Origin of the sequence: uncultured Tateyamaria sp. (assembly GCF_947496075.1) — a bacterium.
Taxonomy (GTDB): Bacteria; Pseudomonadota; Alphaproteobacteria; order Rhodobacterales; family Rhodobacteraceae; genus Tateyamaria.
Window position 1 is genome coordinate 990,290 of the sequence record NZ_CANMBJ010000002.1, and the last position, 20,080, is coordinate 1,010,369.

22 protein-coding genes are annotated in these 20,080 nt (G+C 60.2%); 15 read left to right on the forward strand and 7 right to left on the reverse strand.

Translation table 11 applies throughout. The annotated features are described in order from the left end of the window. Positions 1–247: 247 nt before the first annotated feature. The gene (locus Q1A51_RS08885; RefSeq protein WP_299597187.1) at positions 248–715 is read right to left on the reverse strand and encodes a sigma-70 family RNA polymerase sigma factor; all 468 of its coding nucleotides are present in this window, start codon (positions 713–715) and stop codon (positions 248–250) included. A 238-nt stretch (positions 716–953) separates the two neighbouring features. Here Q1A51_RS08885 and Q1A51_RS08890 point away from each other — a divergent pair, with 238 nt between their 5' ends. Next, complete coding sequence (locus tag Q1A51_RS08890) at positions 954–1,202, forward strand: hypothetical protein (protein ID WP_299200149.1); 249 nt, start codon at positions 954–956, stop codon at positions 1,200–1,202. Positions 1,203–1,612: 410 nt separating this feature from the next. On the opposite strand, the gene Q1A51_RS08895 is transcribed toward Q1A51_RS08890, so the two are convergent. After that, the gene (locus tag Q1A51_RS08895) at positions 1,613–3,154 is read right to left on the reverse strand and encodes a trimethylamine methyltransferase family protein (protein WP_299597183.1); all 1,542 of its coding nucleotides are present in this window, start codon (positions 3,152–3,154) and stop codon (positions 1,613–1,615) included. A gap of 390 nt (positions 3,155–3,544) precedes the next feature. Between Q1A51_RS08895 and Q1A51_RS08900 the strand changes: the two genes are divergently transcribed. Then, entirely contained in the window at positions 3,545–4,132 is a 588-nt protein-coding gene (locus Q1A51_RS08900; protein ID WP_299200120.1) for an outer membrane beta-barrel protein, read from the forward strand. 2 nt (positions 4,133–4,134) lie between these two features. Here Q1A51_RS08900 and Q1A51_RS08905 read toward each other — a convergent pair whose 3' ends face one another. Next, positions 4,135–5,307 (reverse strand): pyridoxal phosphate-dependent aminotransferase, encoded by a 1,173-nt coding sequence (locus tag Q1A51_RS08905; RefSeq protein ID WP_299200107.1) that lies wholly within the window; start codon positions 5,305–5,307, stop codon positions 4,135–4,137. 116 nt (positions 5,308–5,423) lie between these two features. Beyond that, a complete protein-coding gene (locus tag Q1A51_RS08910; protein WP_299597179.1) occupies positions 5,424–5,780 on the reverse strand; it encodes an MmcQ/YjbR family DNA-binding protein in 357 nt (118 codons plus the stop codon). A 213-nt stretch (positions 5,781–5,993) separates the two neighbouring features. Here Q1A51_RS08910 and cysS point away from each other — a divergent pair, with 213 nt between their 5' ends. The 4 genes from cysS to Q1A51_RS08930 all read left to right on the forward strand — a co-directional run bounded on the left by cysS (position 5,994) and on the right by Q1A51_RS08930 (position 10,606). Then, positions 5,994–7,382, forward strand: a complete 1,389-nt coding sequence (cysS, locus tag Q1A51_RS08915) for a cysteine--tRNA ligase (protein WP_299597176.1) — start codon at positions 5,994–5,996, stop codon at positions 7,380–7,382. A gap of 124 nt (positions 7,383–7,506) precedes the next feature. Further along, positions 7,507–9,123, forward strand: coding sequence for a citramalate synthase (gene cimA, locus Q1A51_RS08920; protein ID WP_299597171.1), 1,617 nt, complete (start codon positions 7,507–7,509; stop codon positions 9,121–9,123). After that, complete coding sequence (locus tag Q1A51_RS08925; RefSeq protein ID WP_299597168.1) at positions 9,120–9,845, forward strand: trans-aconitate 2-methyltransferase; 726 nt, start codon at positions 9,120–9,122, stop codon at positions 9,843–9,845. The genes cimA and Q1A51_RS08925 overlap by 4 nt, the downstream gene beginning before the upstream one ends. Next, positions 9,842–10,606 carry a squalene/phytoene synthase family protein gene (locus Q1A51_RS08930; RefSeq protein ID WP_299597165.1) on the forward strand — a complete coding sequence of 255 codons (765 nt, stop codon included), beginning with the start codon at positions 9,842–9,844 and terminating at the stop codon, positions 10,604–10,606. Before Q1A51_RS08925 ends, Q1A51_RS08930 begins: the two co-directional genes overlap by 4 nt. Positions 10,607–10,634: 28 nt before the next feature. Here the strand turns inward: Q1A51_RS08930 and Q1A51_RS08935 are convergent, their stop codons facing one another. Continuing rightward, on the reverse strand, positions 10,635–11,858 hold the full coding sequence (locus Q1A51_RS08935) for an MFS transporter (RefSeq protein WP_299200034.1): 1,224 nt from the start codon (positions 11,856–11,858) through the stop codon (positions 10,635–10,637). Between the two features lie 91 nt (positions 11,859–11,949). On the opposite strand from Q1A51_RS08935, the gene Q1A51_RS08940 reads away from it, so the two are divergent. The 6 genes from Q1A51_RS08940 (at position 11,950) to Q1A51_RS08965 (ending at position 15,921) form a co-directional block, all read left to right on the forward strand. Further along, positions 11,950–12,633: a precorrin-6A/cobalt-precorrin-6A reductase gene (locus Q1A51_RS08940; RefSeq protein ID WP_299597161.1), complete on the forward strand. Its 684-nt coding sequence runs from the start codon at positions 11,950–11,952 to the stop codon at positions 12,631–12,633. Beyond that, entirely contained in the window at positions 12,630–13,259 is a 630-nt protein-coding gene (locus Q1A51_RS08945; RefSeq protein ID WP_299597158.1) for a DNA-3-methyladenine glycosylase 2 family protein, read from the forward strand. Before Q1A51_RS08940 ends, Q1A51_RS08945 begins: the two co-directional genes overlap by 4 nt. Then, a complete protein-coding gene (locus Q1A51_RS08950; RefSeq protein ID WP_299200021.1) occupies positions 13,256–13,921 on the forward strand; it encodes an alpha/beta fold hydrolase in 666 nt (221 codons plus the stop codon). The genes Q1A51_RS08945 and Q1A51_RS08950 overlap by 4 nt, the downstream gene beginning before the upstream one ends. A 33-nt stretch (positions 13,922–13,954) precedes the next feature. After that, on the forward strand, positions 13,955–14,584 hold the full coding sequence (locus Q1A51_RS08955; RefSeq protein ID WP_299597153.1) for a hypothetical protein: 630 nt from the start codon (positions 13,955–13,957) through the stop codon (positions 14,582–14,584). A gap of 110 nt (positions 14,585–14,694) precedes the next feature. Beyond that, complete coding sequence (locus Q1A51_RS08960) at positions 14,695–15,279, forward strand: HNH endonuclease (protein ID WP_299597150.1); 585 nt, start codon at positions 14,695–14,697, stop codon at positions 15,277–15,279. Positions 15,280–15,363: 84 nt separating this feature from the next. Continuing rightward, complete coding sequence (locus tag Q1A51_RS08965) at positions 15,364–15,921, forward strand: hypothetical protein (RefSeq protein ID WP_299597147.1); 558 nt, start codon at positions 15,364–15,366, stop codon at positions 15,919–15,921. A 21-nt stretch (positions 15,922–15,942) separates the two neighbouring features. Here Q1A51_RS08965 and xth read toward each other — a convergent pair whose 3' ends face one another. Next, positions 15,943–16,725 carry an exodeoxyribonuclease III gene (gene xth, locus Q1A51_RS08970; RefSeq protein WP_299597144.1) on the reverse strand — a complete coding sequence of 261 codons (783 nt, stop codon included), beginning with the start codon at positions 16,723–16,725 and terminating at the stop codon, positions 15,943–15,945. A gap of 361 nt (positions 16,726–17,086) precedes the next feature. Between xth and Q1A51_RS08975 the strand changes: the two genes are divergently transcribed. Then, positions 17,087–17,428 (forward strand): DUF6749 domain-containing protein, encoded by a 342-nt coding sequence (locus Q1A51_RS08975; protein WP_299597141.1) that lies wholly within the window; start codon positions 17,087–17,089, stop codon positions 17,426–17,428. Positions 17,429–17,476: 48 nt separating this feature from the next. Beyond that, on the forward strand, positions 17,477–18,532 hold the full coding sequence (locus Q1A51_RS08980) for a hypothetical protein (RefSeq protein WP_299597138.1): 1,056 nt from the start codon (positions 17,477–17,479) through the stop codon (positions 18,530–18,532). 3 nt (positions 18,533–18,535) lie between these two features. On the opposite strand, the gene Q1A51_RS08985 is transcribed toward Q1A51_RS08980, so the two are convergent. Further along, positions 18,536–18,859, reverse strand: coding sequence for an iron-sulfur cluster assembly accessory protein (locus Q1A51_RS08985; protein ID WP_189370509.1), 324 nt, complete (start codon positions 18,857–18,859; stop codon positions 18,536–18,538). A gap of 80 nt (positions 18,860–18,939) precedes the next feature. On the opposite strand from Q1A51_RS08985, the gene Q1A51_RS08990 reads away from it, so the two are divergent. Beyond that, positions 18,940–20,073 carry a deoxyguanosinetriphosphate triphosphohydrolase gene (locus Q1A51_RS08990; RefSeq protein WP_299597134.1) on the forward strand — a complete coding sequence of 378 codons (1,134 nt, stop codon included), beginning with the start codon at positions 18,940–18,942 and terminating at the stop codon, positions 20,071–20,073. Positions 20,074–20,080 lie beyond the last annotated feature (7 nt).

Below are 20,080 nucleotides of genomic sequence, written 5' to 3' on the forward strand. Positions count from 1 at the left end.
ACGAAGATGGAATAGGGTGGGGCGGTACTTTGTCCCCCCACCTTTACACGGGGCGGGTGCGCTCGCCCCTAACGACGTTCAGGCCGCAGGCAGAAAAGTACCGGGCGGTTAACATATTGAGCCTGAACGGCGAAACTCACAGGGGGGCCTTTTGGTCCCCCTTTTTTCTTTTGATGCGGTTGGTGCTCTCTTTGCTGCGCAAATTCGCCCACCCACCGCCCCTGCGGAGGGGCGACCGCTTCTGTTCTTACTCGGTCAGGACAAGCCGTAGTTTTGCGCGGGCGCGGGCGAGACGCGACATAACCGTGCCAAGAGGCAGGTCCGTGCTGTTTGCAAGTGCGCGGGGTGAGGTTTCTCCGGTAACGACGAGTTCCATCAACTGGCGCTGTGGTTTGGGCAGCTTTGTGATCGCGGCAAGGGTGTCTGCACAATCCAGTCGCAGCAGGGCATCTGGTTCTGTCAGCGCGTGATCATCCTTCAGCTTGTCCGTGGTCTGCAGTCTCAACCCGCGCCGCGCACGGTTTGACAGCGTGTGCATTGCGTAGGCGGACAAGTCGTCGATGGGATGGCCGTCGCGCAGCCGTTGGCACAGGGCGAGCAACGTGTCCTGCACGAGGTCTTCGGCCTCGGCGCGGTTGCCCGCCAGCTTGAGCGCGCGCCGCGTCAACAGGGGGATAAGTGGTACGAGGCCGCGGGGACTGATGGGGTGAGTCATGGCTGCGAAGCTGGGCTTTCTCATACCGCTTGAATAGCCCGGGGGTTTTCGCCGATCCCCGCTGCGCCCTCTTTTTGGGCAGCACGCCGCGCATGCCAATTGCCCGGATCGGCAGGCGCTTGCGCGGTTGCAGGGGTGGCGATCTCGAGGGGGGTGCAGTCCTGAAATTTGTGCTCATGTACATCAAGGGCGCCGGAAACAGGCCCCTCAAACAACCAAACTCGATAGGAGTTCACCAATGACCAAGATTGCTTCTCTGACTTTCGTAGCAGCGCTCACTATCCCGGCCTTTGCAGTGGCCCAGGGCGCAGCGGATCTTGATACGAATGGGGATGGCGTGCTGACCATCGACGAAGTGCAAGCAAGCTTTCCCGACGTAACATCCGATGTTTTCACCGCGATGGACCTGAACGCCGATGGCGCGCTGGATGCAGATGAAGTCGCCGCAGCCCAAGAAGCCGGCCTTATGCCACCCACGGACGGCTAACCCGTACACCCGACTTTTACCGCGTGTCATTGTCCGCGTGGTGAAGGGTGGGGGTGTGAGGTCCGGTCTCCCCCCAGGGGCCGGGCCTCATTTTTGTTTGAGGTGTAACAGGGGCGGATTCGCCCGTGGATTCACCTTGTTTTCATGAAGATGAAGGCCGGTGACAGGGTGTCACCCCCCATGCAGCATCCGTACACCCCCTGTACACCCCCAACGGGCGGAGGAGCGGAGGTTAACGCAACGCACGGTGATCCAAAGGACGCTGCGCGACGCCATTTGCTGGGTATGTGGAGGCCTGAGCCCTCGGCCTGCCACGCATCGGCTGCTTGGCCGACGGGCCCTTCGGGGCGGATTTTTTTGAAACAGGGAAGAGGGACCGTTCTGACCGGGTGGTCCCTCCTTATTCTGGTTCAGGCGTCTGGCAGGTGGATTTTGAATGTGTCGCGGAGATCTGCATCGAGCGCGGGTTCGAGTGCGGCCGCTGGACGGCTGGCGAGAATTTCCGCCTTGCGCGCCGCCGCTTTCTCCAGGAGGTCCGGTTTGCCTAGTTCGGCCCATTCCTTGGGTGAGGTGCGGTCTCCGAATGTCGGGTAGACGCAATCTGATTGCATGCGCGACAGCGTCTGTTCGGTCCCAAGGTAGTGACCTGGGCCTTCCATGCACACCTGCGCCATCTGGTCCAGGGCCAGCGTTTCATCCGTCACTTCGATCCCGCGTGTGCAGCGCAGGGCCTGACCGATGATGTCGTCGCCCAGGATCAGGCTTTCGTGGCAGAACCCCAGAAGCGATGCATGCATGCCTGCGGCCTCGTAGACCATGTTCAGCCCCGACAGCCCCGCCATGACATTGGAACACATCTGTTCCCATCCCGCCTGCATGTCCGGCAGCTTGCTGTCCGACGCACCGGCAGCAGCGCCGCCCGGCAGATCGTAGAACCGGTGCATCTGTGCGCAGCCTGCTGTCAACAAGGCTTGCTCGCCTGAGCCGATCGACATTGCCCCGGTGCGCAGATCAAGGCCGAAGGGCCATGTGCCGAAGATGGCAGGTGCGCCCGGTCTGACGGCGTTGACATAGACGAGGCCCGCGAGGCACTCGGCCACGGCTTGCACAATGGCGCCTGCAATGGTCGAGGGGGCGGTGGCTCCGCTCATGCCCGCCGACAAAAGCAGGACCGGCATCCCGGCTTTTATGCACGCCTCCATCACCTGGCAGCTTTCAGAGGCGAATTTCATCGGTGGCACGACAAAGCAGTTTGTATTGGAGACAAAGGGCCGGGCGCGCCAGGCGTCCTCCCCGCCTGCAATCATGTGCAGCATCTCGACCGCCGGAGCCACGCAATGCGGTTCGGAAAAGCTGGTCCCGATGTGTTTGGTTGTGCCCGATACGCAAGCATAGACCGAGTTGTACTCCATCTCGACCGTGTCGGGGATGTCACGGCAAATCATCGGCCGCTGACAGAAGTGAATGTTGTCGAGCACATCGCATATACGCGCCGCGTCGTGCAGGTCCTGCACTGTGCTGTCGCGGTAGTTCCGTCCGTCAATATCGACCATATGCACAGCCGCACCCGCCGTGCCGTAGTGGACGCGGGAGCCGCTGAGGTCGAGGTCGTGCTTGCCGTCGCGGCTGCATAGTGTGATGGATCTGTTCGCGCGCGCAATGGTGTCTTCGACAAGTGCGCGAGGGAAACGAATGCGCCCATCTTCGCCCAGGATCGCGCCCGCATTGGTCAGGTACTCCACGCCTGACGGTGGAGCGTCGGCGAGACCGATAGTTTCGAGAGCGTCCAGTGCAGCCGTGTGGATGCGCTGAACCTCTGCGTCGGTCAGTGGATTGTAGCGGCCGCCCTCAAGGCCGGGGCGCACAGGGCGCAGGTGGTCGGGGAGGGCGGTGGCGCGCGCAGCGCGGCGTGCGGCCCGGCCGCCAGAGCGAGAGGGAGATTGGTCGTTCATTTGCATGGTCCGTGGGTAAGTGGCGAGGTATCGAGTGAGGTCAGATCACAACGATACGGGTCGCCCACGCGCCGCCCTGCCGCGTTCGGCCCCGATGGTGCGTGCCACCAGTGAAATCTTGCTAAAGGTGCCCTGCACGGTGTGCGACTCCTCCGTCACCTTTGTTTCAACATGTCACTCTTCGTCACGCTGGCGTGCGAAACGCCGCCTGTCTTGTCTGTTTGCGACACTGTGCACGCGGCTTATTGCTGCCACTTTGCGCGGATTTGGGCGGTCTGATGCGCAGTCATTGCACTGTGAGCGGTGAGGACTGGAACTGTGCCGCGTCATGCACAGTTGTGTACGGGGCGGCGCGTGATCGCGCTGTGCCACGAAAAAAGGAGCAGACTTATGAAGACGCGCATTTTTGCGATTGGGTTGGCAACGGCCCTGGCAAGCCCGGCTCTGGCTGGCAGCCTTGAGCCCCCAGCACCTGAACCTGTGGCGCCTGTACCCCCGCCTCCCGCGCCGGTACAGACGTTTGGCGGCGACTGGACGGGTGGTTATGCCGGTTTGCAGTTGGGTTATGGCGATGTCGATGGATCTGGCGATGCGGATGGTGACGACATTCTTTACGGTGCGCATGTCGGGTATCGCTACGATTTCGGGACCTTCGTCCTGGGTGGCGAGCTTGACTATGACTTCACCGACATTGACCTGAACGGCGCTGCGGATGTTGACAGTGTCGCCCGGTTGAAGCTGCAGGCTGGTTACGACTTCGGTCGCACGCTGGGGTATTTCACAGCTGGTGTTGCTGATTTGGACACGTCGATCGGTTCTGAGACCGGCGAGTTTTACGGTATCGGCGTGGCCTACCAAATCAACGACCGTTACACTGTCGGGGCCGAGCTTTTGGAGCACAGCTTTGACGATATCGACGGCTCGGGCGTCGATGCGGATGCCACGACGCTGACCGTACGCGGTTCGATTCGCTTCTGATCTCAGGCTGCGCGCGCTTCGGCAAATGCCGTAAGCGTGCGCAGTGCCTGTTCAAAGTCGGCGTCGTCGATTGTCATGGCGACCCGAACGTGACCGGCGGCGGCTTGTCCAAAGCTTTCGCCGGGCATGACAGCTACGTGGTGTTCGTCCAAAAGGGCGTTAGCGAAGTCGTCCCCGGTCATTCCCGTCGCGCGGATATCCAGCATCAGATACATGGCCCCTTGTGCCGGGATCAGGCCAATAGTGTTCTGGCCTGACAATACCCGTTTTGCGATGGCGCGACGGCGTTTGAACGGTGCGGCAATCTCGGCTTCGAAGTTCGGGCCCTGATCTAGTGCGAAGACCGAGGCGTCCTGGATGAACCCGGGCACGCCATAGGTTGTGTGCGTCGCAAACGTGATCAGGTGCGCAATCACCTCTTCCGGTCCGATCACCCAGCCGCAGCGCGACCCCGTCATGGCGTGGCTTTTTGACATGGACCCGACAACCAGTGTGCGTTCTGCCATGTCGGACAGAGACCGGGGTGAGATATGTTCGCCCTCCCAGACCTGCGTGTCATAGACTTCGTCCGAGATCAGCCACAGGTCGCTATCCATGCACATCTGCGCGATGCCGGTAAGCGTGTCGCGGGAATAGACCGTGCCCGTTGGGTTGTTGGGCGAGTTGATCAGCAGGCTTTTGGCAGTTTGGGCGTGCGCGGCGATGTCTGAAGCGCGGGGCTGGAAGGCGTCCTCGGCTCGGGTCTGGATCGCGTGCGGGATGGCGGAGACCCCGCGGATCGTGCCGGGATAGGTCGCATAGTACGGATCAAGGTAGAGCGCCGTGTCGCCCGGGTCGCAGGCTGCTGCGTGGGCGGCAAAGAGGGCCGACTGCCCACCCGGTGTGATCAGTACGTTGTCGCGGGTTGTGGGGACACCTGTCCGTTCGCTGGTGCGTTTTGCCACCGTGTCGCGCAGCGTGTCCGTGCCTGGGACCATGGCGTAGCCGGTATGCCCGCCAAGCGCGCTTTTGTGCATATCCTGCAGGATCGAAGCTGCCGTGCGGATGTCGTGTTCGCCGATGGTCAGCTCTGTGACTGGCGTGCCCTCGGCGATCATTTTGCGTGCCTTGATGAACACGTCCCAACCGTCTGAACCGCCGCCGGTGAGGGTTTGCATGCGTTGGGACAGGTTCATGTTTGGCTCCTTGGCGGTGGTGGCGCCAAGGGGGCAGAGGGGGCGGGGGATGTCAACACATGGACTGGGGGCCAGCCCCCAGACCCCCGAAGTTTACTTGGCAAGATGAAGGAGGATCAGGTGTCGTCCTGCCATGCGGCGAGTTCGGCTTGGGCCTTTTTGGGAAGGCTTTTGCGGATGATGCCGTAGGAGGTGTGGATGCGGTCCTTTAGCGCGTACACGCCGGGGTGATCAAAAGGGATGCGGACCCATGAGCGATGGAAGTACTTGGCTTTTTCGGCGGCACCAATTTCGATCAGGAACTGGGCGCTTTCGGGGTCGGCTGTCTTGACCGAAATCCCGTCAAGCGCGTGGCCGTAGCAGGCGAACATCTTGTCACCGACTTTCCAGGCCTCAAGCCCGCCATCTGCGCTGGAGTGATACCACGCGCCGGGCAGGGCGCTGCAGATACGGTTTGCGTTTTCGAGTGTCATTTCGCGAGTGTGGGGGCGCCTGCGTGCCGAAACAAGGGTTGACCGGCGTCGGGCGTGCGCGCTAGTGACAGTTTATGACCCGGAACACCTGCATCATTTGCTGCATTATCTGCTGATTTCTTCAGCGGGCCGGTTCTTTGTTTCCATGACAGATCAGAATTGCTAGGCCCGCGCCAACCCTGCGCCCACACTCATGCCTTGCGAGACCATGCCATGACGATCCAGCTTTACAACACTGCGACCCGCCGGAAAGAGGTGTTTGAGCCCCTCGATCCTGACAATGTGCGCATGTATGTCTGCGGCCCCACGGTCTATGATCGGGCGCATCTGGGCAATGCGCGGCCCGTGCTTGTGTTTGATGTCCTGTTCCGACTGCTGCGCCATGTTTGTGGCGAAGATGCAGTGACTTACGTTCGGAACTTCACAGATGTGGACGACAAGATCAACGCTACGGCCTTAGCCCGCAAAGAAGCGGGTGCGGATGGTACGCTGGAAGAGCTGGTCGCCGAGCGGTCAGACGAGACCATCGGCTGGTATCACGCAGATATGGATGCGTTGGGGGCTTTGCGCCCTTCGCAAGAGCCGCGGGCGACCCAATACATCGTGCAGATGGTCGCAATGATCGAGGATCTGATCGGCAAGGGCTTTGCCTATGCCAAGGACGGTCATGTGCTGTTTCGGGTGCGTGAGTATGACAAGTATGGCGCGCTGTCGGGTCGTTCCGTTGACGACATGATCGCAGGTGCGCGGGTTGAGATCGCGCCCTACAAGGAAGACCCGATGGATTTCGTGCTGTGGAAGCCGTCGGATGATGACTTGCCCGGCTGGGACAGTCCTTGGGGGCGAGGGCGGCCCGGGTGGCACATCGAATGCTCGGCCATGGCCTATGATTTGCTGGGTGATACGTTCGATATTCACGGTGGTGGCAACGACTTGCAGTTTCCGCACCATGAGAACGAGATTGCCCAGTCGAAATGCGCTGGCCATGGGTTTGCCCGATTTTGGATGCACAACGAGATGTTGCAGGTCGAGGGCAAGAAGATGTCCAAGTCCTTGGGCAACTTCTTTACCGTGCGGGACCTTTTGGATCAGGGCGTTCCCGGGGAGGTGATCCGGTTTGTGATGCTGTCCACGCATTATCGTAAGCCGATGGACTGGACCGAGAAGAAACGGGCTGAGGCGGAGAAAATCCTGCGCAAATGGTATGCGCAAGCCATACAGGCTGTTGGTACTGGCGAACCCTATTTCGGCGTGACGAACGCTTTGAGCGATGACCTCAACACGGCAGGTGCCATTGCCGAGTTGCATCAGCTTTCATTGGCCGAGGACTTCACCGCTTTGCGTCATAGTCTGCAATTTCTTGGGCTGATGGGTGATGAAGCCCCCGAATGGGCCGTTCCGAAGGGGTTTGACTTCATGGACTATGTTGATGCGCTCAAGGCATCGCGCCGTGCTGCTATGGAAACAAAAGACTTTGCGATTGTGGATCGACTGAAGTCAGGTCTGCTTGCTGCAGGAGTTGAGGTGCGGATGACAAAAGACAGTGTTGATTTGTTGCCGGGTCCCAACTTCGATCCCTCAAAACTGGAGGGCCTCCTATGAGTTACGCTGAACAAAGGCCAGCCCTCGACCGCGGGTGGGGGTGTAGCCCCCGCCCGGGGGGGCGGTCGGGGGCTGGCCGTGACGCTCGCGCCACGGCCGGAACAAAGAAGATTGGGGACGTGTTGTGACCAAGGAGCGCCTCTGCCTGTTTGACACAACCTTGCGCGACGGGCAGCAGACCCAAGGCGTGCAGTTCTCGACCCCTGAAAAGCACCAGATCGCGCAAGCGCTGGACAGTCTTGGCATCGACTACATCGAAGGCGGCTGGCCGGGTGCCAACCCGACCGACAGTGCGTTTTTCGAAGACGCGCCCGAGACCCGCGCGACCTTTACCGCCTTTGGCATGACCAAGCGGGCCGGGATCAGTGCGGAGAATGATGATGTCCTCGCCGCCGTCCTGAATGCCGGTACGCAAGCCGTCTGTCTGGTCGGCAAGACCCATGATTTCCACGTTGAAAAGGCCCTTGGTATCTCTCTGGCTGAGAATACGGACAACATCGCACAGACCTTTGCACATTTGGTCGCCAACGGGCGCGAGGCGATCTTTGATGCCGAGCACTTCTTTGATGGCTACAAGAGCAACCCGGACTATGCGCTTGAGGCGATCCACGCGGCCTATGACGCAGGGGCGCGGTGGATTGCGCTTTGTGACACCAATGGCGGGACGTTGCCGCATGACATCCATGCCATCACCAAGGCGGTGATTGCCTCGGGCATTGATGGAGACCGTTTGGGCATTCACACCCACAATGACACCGAGAATGCGGTGGCTGGGTCTTTGGCCGCCGTCGATGCGGGTGCGCGGCAGATCCAAGGCACGTTGAACGGGCTGGGCGAACGGTGCGGGAATGCGAACCTGACGTCGATCATCCCGATCCTGCTGTTGAAAGAGCCCTATGCCAGTCAGTTCGAGACGGGTGTGTCGAAGGACGCACTGGCGGGGCTGACGCGGACGAGCCGGATGCTCGACGACATTCTGAACCGGGTACCGCAGAAGCAGGCGGCCTTTGTCGGGGCGTCTGCCTTTGCGCACAAGGCCGGGCTGCACGCGTCGGCCATCCTGAAGGATCCGACCACCTATGAGCATGTGGCACCAGACACGGTGGGCAATGCGCGCATCATTCCGATGTCGAACCAGGCGGGGCAGTCGAACCTGCGCAAGCGTCTGGCCGAGATGGGGCTGGAGGTGCCTGCGAAGGACTCGGCCTTGCCGCGCATTCTGGATCGGATCAAGACACGCGAGGATGCCGGGTATTCCTATGACACCGCGCAGGCGTCGTTCGAGTTGTTGGCGCGGGACGAGTTGGGCCTGTTGCCGGAGTTCTTCGAGGTCAAGCGCTACCGCGTGACCATTGAGCGCCGCAAGAACAAGCGGGACCAGATGGTGTCCTTGTCCGAAGCGGTTGTTGTGGTGAAGGTCGATGGCAAAAAGATGCTGTCCGTGTCCGAATCCATGGACGAGCTGGGCACCGACCGTGGCCCGGTCAACGCGCTGGCCAAGGCGCTGGCGAAGGATCTGGGCCGATATCAGAAGAATGTCGAGGATATACGCCTGGTCGACTTCAAGGTGCGGATCACGCAAGGAGGGACCGAGGCGGTGACCCGTGTCATCATCGACAGCGAGGACGGGCAGGGACGGCGCTGGTCCACCGTGGGCGTGTCGGCCAACATCGTGGACGCGTCGTTCGAGGCGCTGTTGGATGCGATCCGGTGGAAACTGGTGCAGGATGGTGCGGAATGACGCCTGAGCAGTGGACTGCTTTTTTGGAGGTCCATAATGACCTGCCCCGCGAGGGGCCGGGTGCGCCAGAGGATGTGCATTGGGCTTTGGACCGTATTGGCCTCTCTGGCGCGGTTGATGTGTTTGACGCGGGCTGCGCGACGGGGGGCGACACTGTCACCTTGGCGCAGGCTTTGCCCGAGGCGCGGATCAGGGCGGTTGATACGACAGAGCCGTTTGTAGCCCATGCACAAGCGCGTCTTGCGCCGTTCGGGGACCGTGTGCGCGTTGAGCTTGGCAGCATGGCCGAGCCGGGTGGGACCTATGACCTGATCTGGTGTGCCGGGGCGCTGTATTTTCTGGGCGTGACCGAAGGACTGACCCTGTGGCGTGATGCGTTGAAACCTGGTGGGCATGTCGCCTTTTCCGAACCGGTTGCTTTGGGGCCTTTGTCGGCCGATGCCGCTGCGTTCTGGGAAGAGTATCCGCAGATCACCGACCTTGCCGGGATAGAGGCGCGTGTTTCCGCCGCTGGTTACCGCGTGTTGGATCATCGTATGATCGTCGGTGCGCCTTGGCTCGCCTACTATAATCCGATGCAGACGCGGATTGACCATTTGCGGGCGACCAACACCGATCCGGTGATCGCGGAAGCCGTGGCCGAATGCCAGCGCGAGATTGACCTGTGGCATGCCGCCCGGGATGAGATTGCCTATGCGCTGTTGATCGTGGCTCCGGAATGAGCCTGCCAGAGATGGTCATTCCCTGCGCGCGGATTGTCGAGCAGGGCGATCCTGATCGGTTTCGAACGGTCATGGCGGCGCCGGTGTCGGCGCGCGCGATCTTGTTTCCTCTCTATGCCCTGAATGTGGAGGTGTCGCGTGCGCCTTGGGTGACGCAAGAGGCGATGATTGCCGAGATGCGTTTGCAATGGTGGCGGGATGCGCTGGAGGAGATTGCGGAGGGGCGACAGGTGCGTAAGCATGAGGTCACAACGCCCTTGGCCGGGGTGCTGAGGACGGACATGGCGCGGCGGTTGGACGAAAGCGTGGCGGCGCGGCGTTGGGATGTTTACCGCGACGCCTTCGAGGATGAGGCGCACTTTGACCGCTATATCGACCAGACCGCAGGCCACCTGATGTGGACCGCTGCAGAATGTCTTGGGGCGCCTGCAGATCAGGAAAGCTCGGTGCGATCCGTTGCCTTGGCGGCGGGGCTTGTTGCGTTTTTGCGGGCTGTTCCCAAGCTGGAAGACGCGGGACGTATTCCCTTACTTGATGGCACTCAGGACGGTGTTGCGGCCTTGGCTGGGCGCATCAGGATGCGCCTTACGGCTCCAGGATTGCCCACATCGGCGCGGGCAGCGCTTTGGCCCGCAACTGGCGTCCGATCCTTGTTAGATCAGATCGCGCGCGACCCGGCCATGGTGGCAGAGGGGCGCGTGCCGACCGTCGCGCCATGGCGGCTGAGTTTCAGCGCTTTGACGGGGCGTGTGATGCTGTAGCCCACAGGCTGGCGCATCAAGATGCGCCTTACACGGCGATTGCGCGTTTCCGCATCACAAGCCAGATCAACGACCCTCCGGCCAGAACGAGGAAGGGCACCATGGCGATGTTCACCGCCGCCCAGCCTTCGACTGGGTCTCCGCCTGCGCAGTTCATCAAGCCGCCGGATGCCAGCGATGCCAAGGTGACACCGCCGAAAACGATCAGGTCGTTCATGCCCTGCATACGCCCCCGTTCCTGCGCCGAGTGGGCCCCGGCCAGCATGGAGGTGGCCCCGATGAACCCAAAGTTCCAGCCCAGTCCCAAGAAGAACAGCGCCCAATAGAAATTGGCGAGGTCGACGCCCTGAAGTGCGACAACGCCAGCCACACCAAGGATGCCAAGGCCAAGACCCATGATCCGCTCGGCCCCAAAGCGCGAGATCAGGTGGCCGGTGAAAAAGGACGGGGCAAACATGGCCAGAACGTGCACTGTGACCACGTTTGCCGCGTCTGGTTCAGTAAACCCGCAGCCGACCACGGCGAGAGGTGTGGAGGTCATCACGAGGTTCATCAGCGCGTAGGATACGGCGGCACAGATTACGGCGACCACGATGCGCGGATCCCGAAGCAATTCCTTGCGCGTGCGTCCCGCGCCTTCTGTCGCTGACGGCGGGGCTGGCTTGGGAATATCAAGCAGCATGAACAGCGCCATGCCCATCACGTTGAAGCCCATGGCAACCCAATAGATCGGAATGTAGCGCGTGACCGTGGCATCGGCTGTGTCTGCGGTCACATAACCAACGACCTGCGGTCCGATGATGGCCGACAGCAGGCCGCCTGCCATCACGTAAGAAATGGCCTTGGGGCGGAAGGCGTCAGATGCCGTGTCGGCAGCCGCAAAGCGATAGAAACCCTGCGCCGACATGTAGATGCCGGTCATGAAGCTGCCCGCGAGAAACAGCCAGAAGCTGCCGATGCTCAGCGCCCAGACCCCGATGGCTGCACCCGCCAGTCCGCCAAGCGCGCCTACGATGAACCCCGTTTTGCGTCCAAAGCGCTGCATGACGTTCGACAGCCACGGCGCTGTTGTCATCGACCCGAACACGATGAGCGAGATGGGCAACGTCGCCAAACAGGCGTAGGGTGTGAGCTGTTGTCCGGCCAGACCAGCCACCACGAACATCATGGTGATCTGGCTGCCAAGGAAGGCCTGCGCCGCGACCAGAACGGCCACGTTGCGCTTGGCGCGGGTGTCATCAACGTAGGTCATGTTTGCTGGCTATCCCTGAGCGCCTGCTGCGGCAAGTGCGCGATTAAGCACAGGTGGTTGCGCACCGGCGACAGGGGGCTAGGGTGGCGGCATGAAACAGGTCCTTGTTCTGGGCGGGTCGGCCATGACCGAACCTGCGGTTCGTGCCTTGCAGGCTGCGGGGCATGACGTGCAGGTCTATTGGTCGCGCGCGCCCGTGGTGGCGGATCTGCCACGCGCTGCGACCCTGCGGGCGGGAGTGCAGTCTGCCGATGTGGTTGTTGATGCGACGCATCCGTTTGACGAGATTTTGCCTGCCATGATCTCGCGGTTTTCGCCTGCTTTGCCGAGAGTTCGAGTGGGGCGGGCGGCCTGGACGCCCGGCATTGAAGATCGCTGGCAAGAGGTTGATGATCTGGCGCAGGCCGTAGCGGCATTGCCGTCAGGCGCGCGGATTTTTGCAGCGTCTGGCCGCGACAGTGCAGAGACGTTGGTGCATCACGATGGGCCTGTCTTCCTGCGACAATTACACCGCCATGACGATCCTGCGCCGGATGGTTGCGCTTACGTGTTTGGGAACGGTCCGTTCGACGTGGCCGGAGAAGTGGCTTTGTTCACAGAATTGGAAATTGATGTGCTGTTGGCGCGGAACACTGGTGGAAGCAGCGGGTTTCCCAAGATTGAGGCCGCCCGGACGCTGGGACTGCCGGTGATCCTGATTGCGCAACCTGACACCGGCAATGCGCCGCTTGTGAGCGACACGGACGCGCTGCTGGCTTGGATGGATAATCTGTGACCGGGCGTATCATCGACAGCAATGAAGACGTGACCGAAGGTGCTACGTGGTTGGCTTCGCGACATCCGGCGCTGGCGGATGCGTTAGAGTTGGCGGGTCCTCTGCCGCTCAGGCGCCGGCCAGATGGATTTGCCGCACTGCTCAATGCCATCATCGGCCAACAGGTAAGTACCGCATCGGCCAATGCAATCTGGGCGCGGATGCAAGAGGCCGGGTTGGTAGCGCCCGCGCCTGTGATTGCGGCAGGAGAGGACGGTCTGCGCGCTGCAGGCCTGAGCCGTCAGAAGATTGCCTATGCCCTCGCGCTGGCCGAGGCCGGGATCGACTACGACGCATTGCGCCATGCGCCTGACACCGATGTCATTGCCACGCTAACTGCAGTGAAGGGCATCGGCGTCTGGACGGCCGAGATCTATGCCATGTTCGCGCTTGGCCGGGCGGATGTCTTTGCCCCGGGTGATCTGGCCTTGCAGGAGGCCGCGCGCCTGATCTTTGATTTGCCGGAGCGGCCCAAGGAAAAAGTGCTGCGCCAGATGGCCAATGATTGGTCGCCGTGGCGGGCGGTTGCTGCCCGGCTGTTCTTCACCTACTACCGGGTCGCAAAGGGCCGAGAGGGGATCACATGACACGGGTGTTGCAGGCAGGGCGGGTTGAGCCGCAATCAGGTGAGTTGCGGTCAATCGTTGTGTTTCTGCATGGCTACGGTGCCAATGGGGCCGACCTGCTGGGGTTGGCGGAACCCTTGGGTGAGCATTTGCCGGACACGCTGTTCGTGGCACCCGATGCGCCCGAGGCCATTCCGGGCTATCCTGGTGGCTATCAGTGGTTCCCGATCCCGTGGATCGACGGATCGTCGGAAGAAGAGGCTGAGCGCGGTTTGAATGCTGCCGCGGAGGATCTGAACGCGTTTCTGGACGCCTTGATGGTGGACGAGGATGTGCTGCCCGAACAGGTGGTGCTGTTTGGCTTTTCCCAAGGCACGATGATGTCGTTGCACGTGGCCCCACGCCGCGAAGACCCGGTCGCAGGGATCGTCGCCTTTTCGGGGCGATTGCTGAACCCCGAACTGCTGGCCGATGAGGTGGTCAGCCGCCCGCCCGTCTTGCTCATCCATGGCGATCAGGATGATGTGGTGCCGCCACAATCCTTGCCGCAGGCCGCAGAGGCCCTGCAGGGGGCGGGGTGGAAGGATGTCTATGCCCACGTCATGAAGGGCACAGCGCATGGGATCGCGCCGGATGGGTTGAGCGTTGCGTTGGCCTTTATGCGGGACAAGCTGGGGCTTTGATCCGCTTCATTCTGAAGCGCCTTGGCCTGTGCCATGGCATTGTCGTACGTGTCCGCGACTGCTCAGTCTTCCAATGACGCTGACGTTTCTGCAACTCCGTTGACGGTTCTCGTGGATGGTGATGCGCTGCCGACTCTGAAACGTGATTTGTATGCCTTGGATGACGGGGTAGGGGCCTTTGAGACGGAGGTGGCGCCGCTCTCCATGCTCGACGCGGATGCCTATATCTGGGTGGTTGACGGGCGCGATACGTTTGTGCCGGACAAGGATCATATTTTCCACGACCCCCTGCGCCGGATGATTGTGGATCAGCCCGGGGATGCGGAAACGGTACTGGAATGGAGCGTGCTGCGTTTGGTCGATGATCGAGACGGGCGCATTCACCGGGTGCGGCTTGTTTTGCCTATGCCCATGGGTTGCGACGCTATCCGGCCCTGTGCGTTGCTGTTGGGGTGCGGGACGTCATTTATTCTGTGGATACCGAAGGCGGTGAGGATGCAACAAGCGATCCGTTCGGCGGTATGGAGCGGTGCCGTGCGGAAGGCTGGTCCACTCCGCTGGATGCCGTCGGACAGTAGCTGCCCCGCACCGCTTGAGATGCACAAAAACCGTCACATCGCTGTCACCAAACCGTTCTATTGCGGCTGCGACATCTCGTGGTAAGCATGGCACTTGCAACCCGCTTTCCACAAGATATAGTCACGACATAAAGCCGGGGCGGGATCCCCGCTCTGGTGCCATAACGGGCAGACAGGGCGAGGACGGAGTCACGCATGGACGGCGATTTCAGAACGGAATTTACACGCAGCCCATCTGCGTTAAAACAGCACCCGGCGTTGGTGCTGAATGCGGACTACAGGCCGCTCAGCTATTACCCGTTGTCCCTGTGGCCCTGGCAGGAGGCGGTCAAGGCGGCCTGGCTTGATAGGGTGGACATCGTGGCCGAGTATGACGAGGTCGTTCGGTCCCCGAGTACCGAGATCCGAATACCTTCTGTCGTGGTCCTGAAAGACTATGTGAAACCTCAAAAGCGCGTGGCCTTCACGCGCTTTAATTTATTTCTGAGGGACGAATTCCGCTGCCAGTACTGTGGGGCCAAAGGGGATCTGACCTTTGATCACGTGGTCCCGCGCGCATCAGGCGGTGTAACCAGCTGGCAGAACGTGGTTGCGGCGTGCAGTCCGTGCAACCTGCGCAAGGGCTCCAAGGCGCTGCACCGTACGGGCATGGCCCTGCGCAAACCACCGCGACAGCCCGGAGCGGAAGAGCTGCGCAACATGGGCCGCAAGTTTCCACCAAACCACCTGCATGAAAGCTGGATGGACTTTCTGTATTGGGATGCCGAACTGCAGGCATAACAGAGCAGCGATGGTGTCGCGCCTTCACGTGCTCGTGAACTGAGGCCCCATGCGCCTACGTATGAATTGGGGCATGTTTCATGGATGCGCCATTTTATTGCCTGTCTTATTGCTCTTCTTGCGACCCAGCCGGTGACGGCCCAGATATTGCAAGGAAAAATCATCCAGCAAAGCGGAGACGGACGGTTCGTATTGCTGGATACAGAGACCCCCTTTGCCGTCGGCGAAGACACGTTCGATGATGACAATCTGTATGGGTTCGATGAAGATCAGAACATCACGCTGGTCGAACCCATTCGGGTGGATATCGGCAGCGAAAAGGGCCTGATTCCAGCAGGTACAGTGGTCGCAAGTCACTATGTGTTCTTTGACAGCCTGTCTGGCATTCACACTGGCTATGTTGACTTTGACGCGCCCATCCTTGGGGTTGCGGCTTTTCAGGACACGATGGCGGCGACCGACTTTCTGGCTGACACGGGCGTAACCTATCTCAGCACCGAGCTGCGCGGTTTGGAGCAGGGCGACTACGTCTGGATTGACGAGAACCTGCCCACCCGACTGTGGGTGTATTGGGCGGGATCGTCGCCGGGTGACTACATCCGTGTCTTTACCGAAGAGTCCAAGGGCGCATTGCTGATGTAGGGCGCTGTTGGCGGCGCGATGTCAGGCCGCCAGGTCAACCCATACCGGGACGTGATCCGATGGCTTTTCCTCGCCCCGCACCGCCTTGTCGATCTGACAGTCCATCATCAGGTCGGCGCAGTTCGGGCTGAGCAGGAAATGGTCGATGCGGATACCGTCATCCTTGTTCCACGCGCCAGCCTGGTAGTCCCAGAATGAATAATGCCCGGGGCCAAAGCTACGCGCACGGAAGGCTTCGGTCAGTCCAAGGTTCAGCAAGCGCCGGAAGGCGGTGCGGCTTTCGAGGCGGAACAGCGCGTCCTCGCGCCATGCATCCGGTCGCTTGGCATCTTCGGCCTGCGGGATGATGTTGTAGTCTCCGGCCATGAGGAAGGGCGTCTCTTCGGCCATCAGGGCAATCGCGCGCTGCCGCAGCCGTTCCATCCAGGCCAGTTTATAGTCATATTTTGGTCCAGGCACCGGATTGCCATTGGGCAGGTACAGTCCGCACAGGCGCACGGCCTGAGTGTCGCCCACGACGGTCGCCTCAATATATCTGGCCTGTTCGTCGTCTGCGTCACCGGGCAGACCACGTGTCACGTCCTCAAGCGGCAGTTTCGACAGGATGGCCACGCCATTAAACGACTTTTGACCGTGTGTTTCGACGTTATATCCGCGATCCTCGAACAGCTCGCGTGGAAAGTTTTCGTCGACCGATTTGATCTCTTGCAACAGCACAACATCCGGGTTCGCTGCATCCAGCCATCGGGGGAGAGCTTCGATACGGGCCTTGATGCCGTTTATGTTGAAGGTTGCGATTTTCATGTTTGCCCCCGTTTGCGCTGCTCTTCCGGTGTCGCGCATCCAATCGCTCTGAGCAAGACCCGATGATAACGGGTGCAGATCCCCTAAATTAACTATTTCTTAACTAATCGATTCGGGGTAATCTTTGAATATTGCTGAGCGCAATACAGGAAAATCACAGCAAAAACAGGGCTGTGGATAAGAAAATTTGTTCCAAAAATGTTCTGGGCTGAAGCCGGGGGCGTGCAAACGCTTCTATGCTTTTCCTTATGTGGATAACCCTTGATCCACTCGCTTCTAGCAAGAAATTTCCTTTTGCAAATCTCCTTTAACGGGCAACGCTTGGGGCACCACAACCAAAAGATGAAAAGGGGAAGCTGCTATGACGGCTCAACGCAAAACAAACGTCGCTCTGGACACCACTTCAATCAGTGGCCTGCACTCTGGTGAAGGGGTTGAAATGTTCTCGACCAGCAGCGCGCCAACGGCGCGGGACACACTGATGGGCGACGGGGTTCATATGTTCTCGACCAGCAGTGCACCGACCGCACGGGATGTCGTTGCCGGTGACGGGGTCGAGATGTTTTCAACAAGCAGTGCACCGGCTGCGCGTGAAACTGCGGCTGGCGACGGCGTCGAACTTTTTTCGACCAGCAGTGCGCCTGCTCGGACAGGCGCGGTCATGCAGGGTGAACTGACAAATCTGTTCTCTTCAGGGTCCTGACCTCGGGCGGCGGGACGACAAGACAACACACAAAGGGGCACGACAAATATGTCAAATGTCATTGAGCTTCACGTCCCGCCGCGCCGACAACGCCTGACCGAACGCGCGGGCGGATTGATCGAACTTTTTGCAACGCACCGTCGACACCCGGATGATGTGTTCTGGCTGAAAGAGAATGCAGAGCTTCTTGGCATTCTGGAGTGTACAGGCACCAAAGTTGGTGTTGAGGCGTTGCTACCTCATCAGGATTTTTACAAGACGCTGTCCGAGCGACTGCAGTTTTTTCCGCAGTACTACCGATTCCTCTTGTCCATAGGCATGGACCTCGAAGACCTCGGCCTGCCCGGAACGCAGATGGAGGGTCTGTGTCATTGGGTTGCGCATCAACATTTGCCGGAGGCTGAGCTTAGTGATTTACAGCGCGCCGAAGCACGGCGTTTGCTGGCCCGCCGCGGTGTGGATTGCACTGCCGCCGATCCCGGGCTGGATGACCGCTTGCGCGGGTTTATTGCCCGACCCGAAACATTTGCGCTGCCCAACAAGAAGGCCGCGTATGAGCTGACGCACATCGTTTTTTATCTGTCCGAATACGGGCGCCGCGACCCATGTTTGGATGCCGCGACGCTGCAAAGTCTCGAATATGTGGGGATTTTGGCGTATCTGGATCAAAACATCGACTTACTGGCCGAGGTCTGTGTCGCATTACGGCAGGCTGGAAAAGCACCGAATGCCATTTGGGTGGAAGCCGTGCGCAGGTCGATTTCCGGATTCAGGGTTGTAGAAGACCCATCCGGGACAGCATCAGACGATTATCACGAATACCTTGTCGCATCCTGGGCGGTGCAGGCTCTTGGCTTAGATGGCACCGGATGCCCGCTGCCCCAAGGGCGGGCGGTCTTTCAGCAAAGGATCGAACAACCCAGCGCATTGCGCGCAGTATCTGCGGCTCTGCTTGCTACATCCGAGACGCGCAGCTGCGATTGGGGGCAAATGTGCGACTATATCTTTGATCTTCTGGATGACGATGCAGGGTTAGTCCTGGAAACGACCATAGCGTCGACCGCACAGTTCGAGCCGTTTTTCGAACTGTTCGCGCGCGCTTGAAGGCTACATGGAGAAGGACGTACCGCACCCGCAAGAACTGGTGGCGTTTGGGTTCTCGATCACGAAACGGGCACCGATCAGTTCTTCGGAGAAATCGATGACTGCATTGGCAAGGAAGGGCAGGCTGATGCTGTCCACGACAACCTTTTGACCCGCGCCCTCCAGAACAAGGTCGTCATCCTTGGGGTCGTCCAAAGCAATCTCGTATTGGAAGCCGGAACACCCCCCACCTTCAACGGCCACACGCAGGGCCTGTCCCTGATCGGCTGCGCCGATCTCGGCCAGGCGCTCAAATGCGCGTTCGGTGACTTTGGGTGGCAATTGCATTGCATCTGCTCCGGACGGTTTTCTTCGTGCTGCATCTGCAATATATGCGCGACAGGAACAGGCGACAAGGATCACCGGAAATGCCAGCCGCATATGCTTCTGATCCTGACCGTGTCCGGGGACGGCGCTGGCCGGAGGAAGAGATGTCATTCCGCTCGCCGTTCCAGCGCGATCGGGACAGGATCATTCATGCCTCGGCCTTTCGGCGGCTCAAACACAAGACGCAAGTCTTTGTCGAGCACGAGGGTGACTATTACCGTACGCGCTTGACCCATTCCATCGAAGTGGCACAGGTCGCACGTACAATTGCAGGCGCCTTGGGTCTGAATGATTGCCTGACCGAGGCCGTGGCGCTGGCACATGATCTGGGCCATCCCCCCTTTGGCCATACAGGTGAGGATGCGCTGCAGTCACTTATGGCCCCCTTTGGCGGCTTCGATCACAACGCTCAGGCGATCAAGATCGTGACGCGGCTGGAATGCCACTACGCCGATTTCGATGGGTTGAACCTCACCTGGGAAGCCCTTGAAGGTATTGCAAAACATAATGGTCCGGTCACGGGTGATCTGCCCTATGCGCTGGCCGAATACGATTCCGAACACGACCTTGAACTTGGCACCCATGCGAGTGCGGAAGCACAGGTTGCGGCGCTGTCTGATGACATCGCGTACAACAACCATGACCTGCATGATGGTCTGCGTGCGGGTCTTTTTGACGAGGCTGACATCTGCCACCTGCCCATGATTGGCGCAGCCTTTGCCGAAGTAGACGCGATGCACCCCGATCTTGATCCGATGCGGCGGCGCCATGAAGGGCTGCGCCGTGTCTTTGCCGCCATGGTAACGGATGTGGTCGATACGTCTCGGACATTGCTCGCTGAAAGCGGTGCGCAGTCGGTCGAGGATATCCGCCACTTTGGCCGCCCCGTGGTCCGCTTTTCAAATACGCTTTGGGCAGATTTGCAACAGATCCGAACGTTCCTGTTCACCAACATGTACCGCGCACCTTCGGTCATGGTGAAGCGCGAAGAAGTGACGTGCATTATCAACGATCTGTTCCCGCTGTTCCTGTCCAAGCCTGACCTGCTGCCTTCTGAATGGCGCCGCAACGTGGATGCACGGGATGAGGTGGCGCTGGCCCGCAGCGTGTCCGACTATATTTCGGGCATGACGGATCGATTTGCGCTGCAGGAACACGCCCGTCTGATCGGGTAGTCATGCT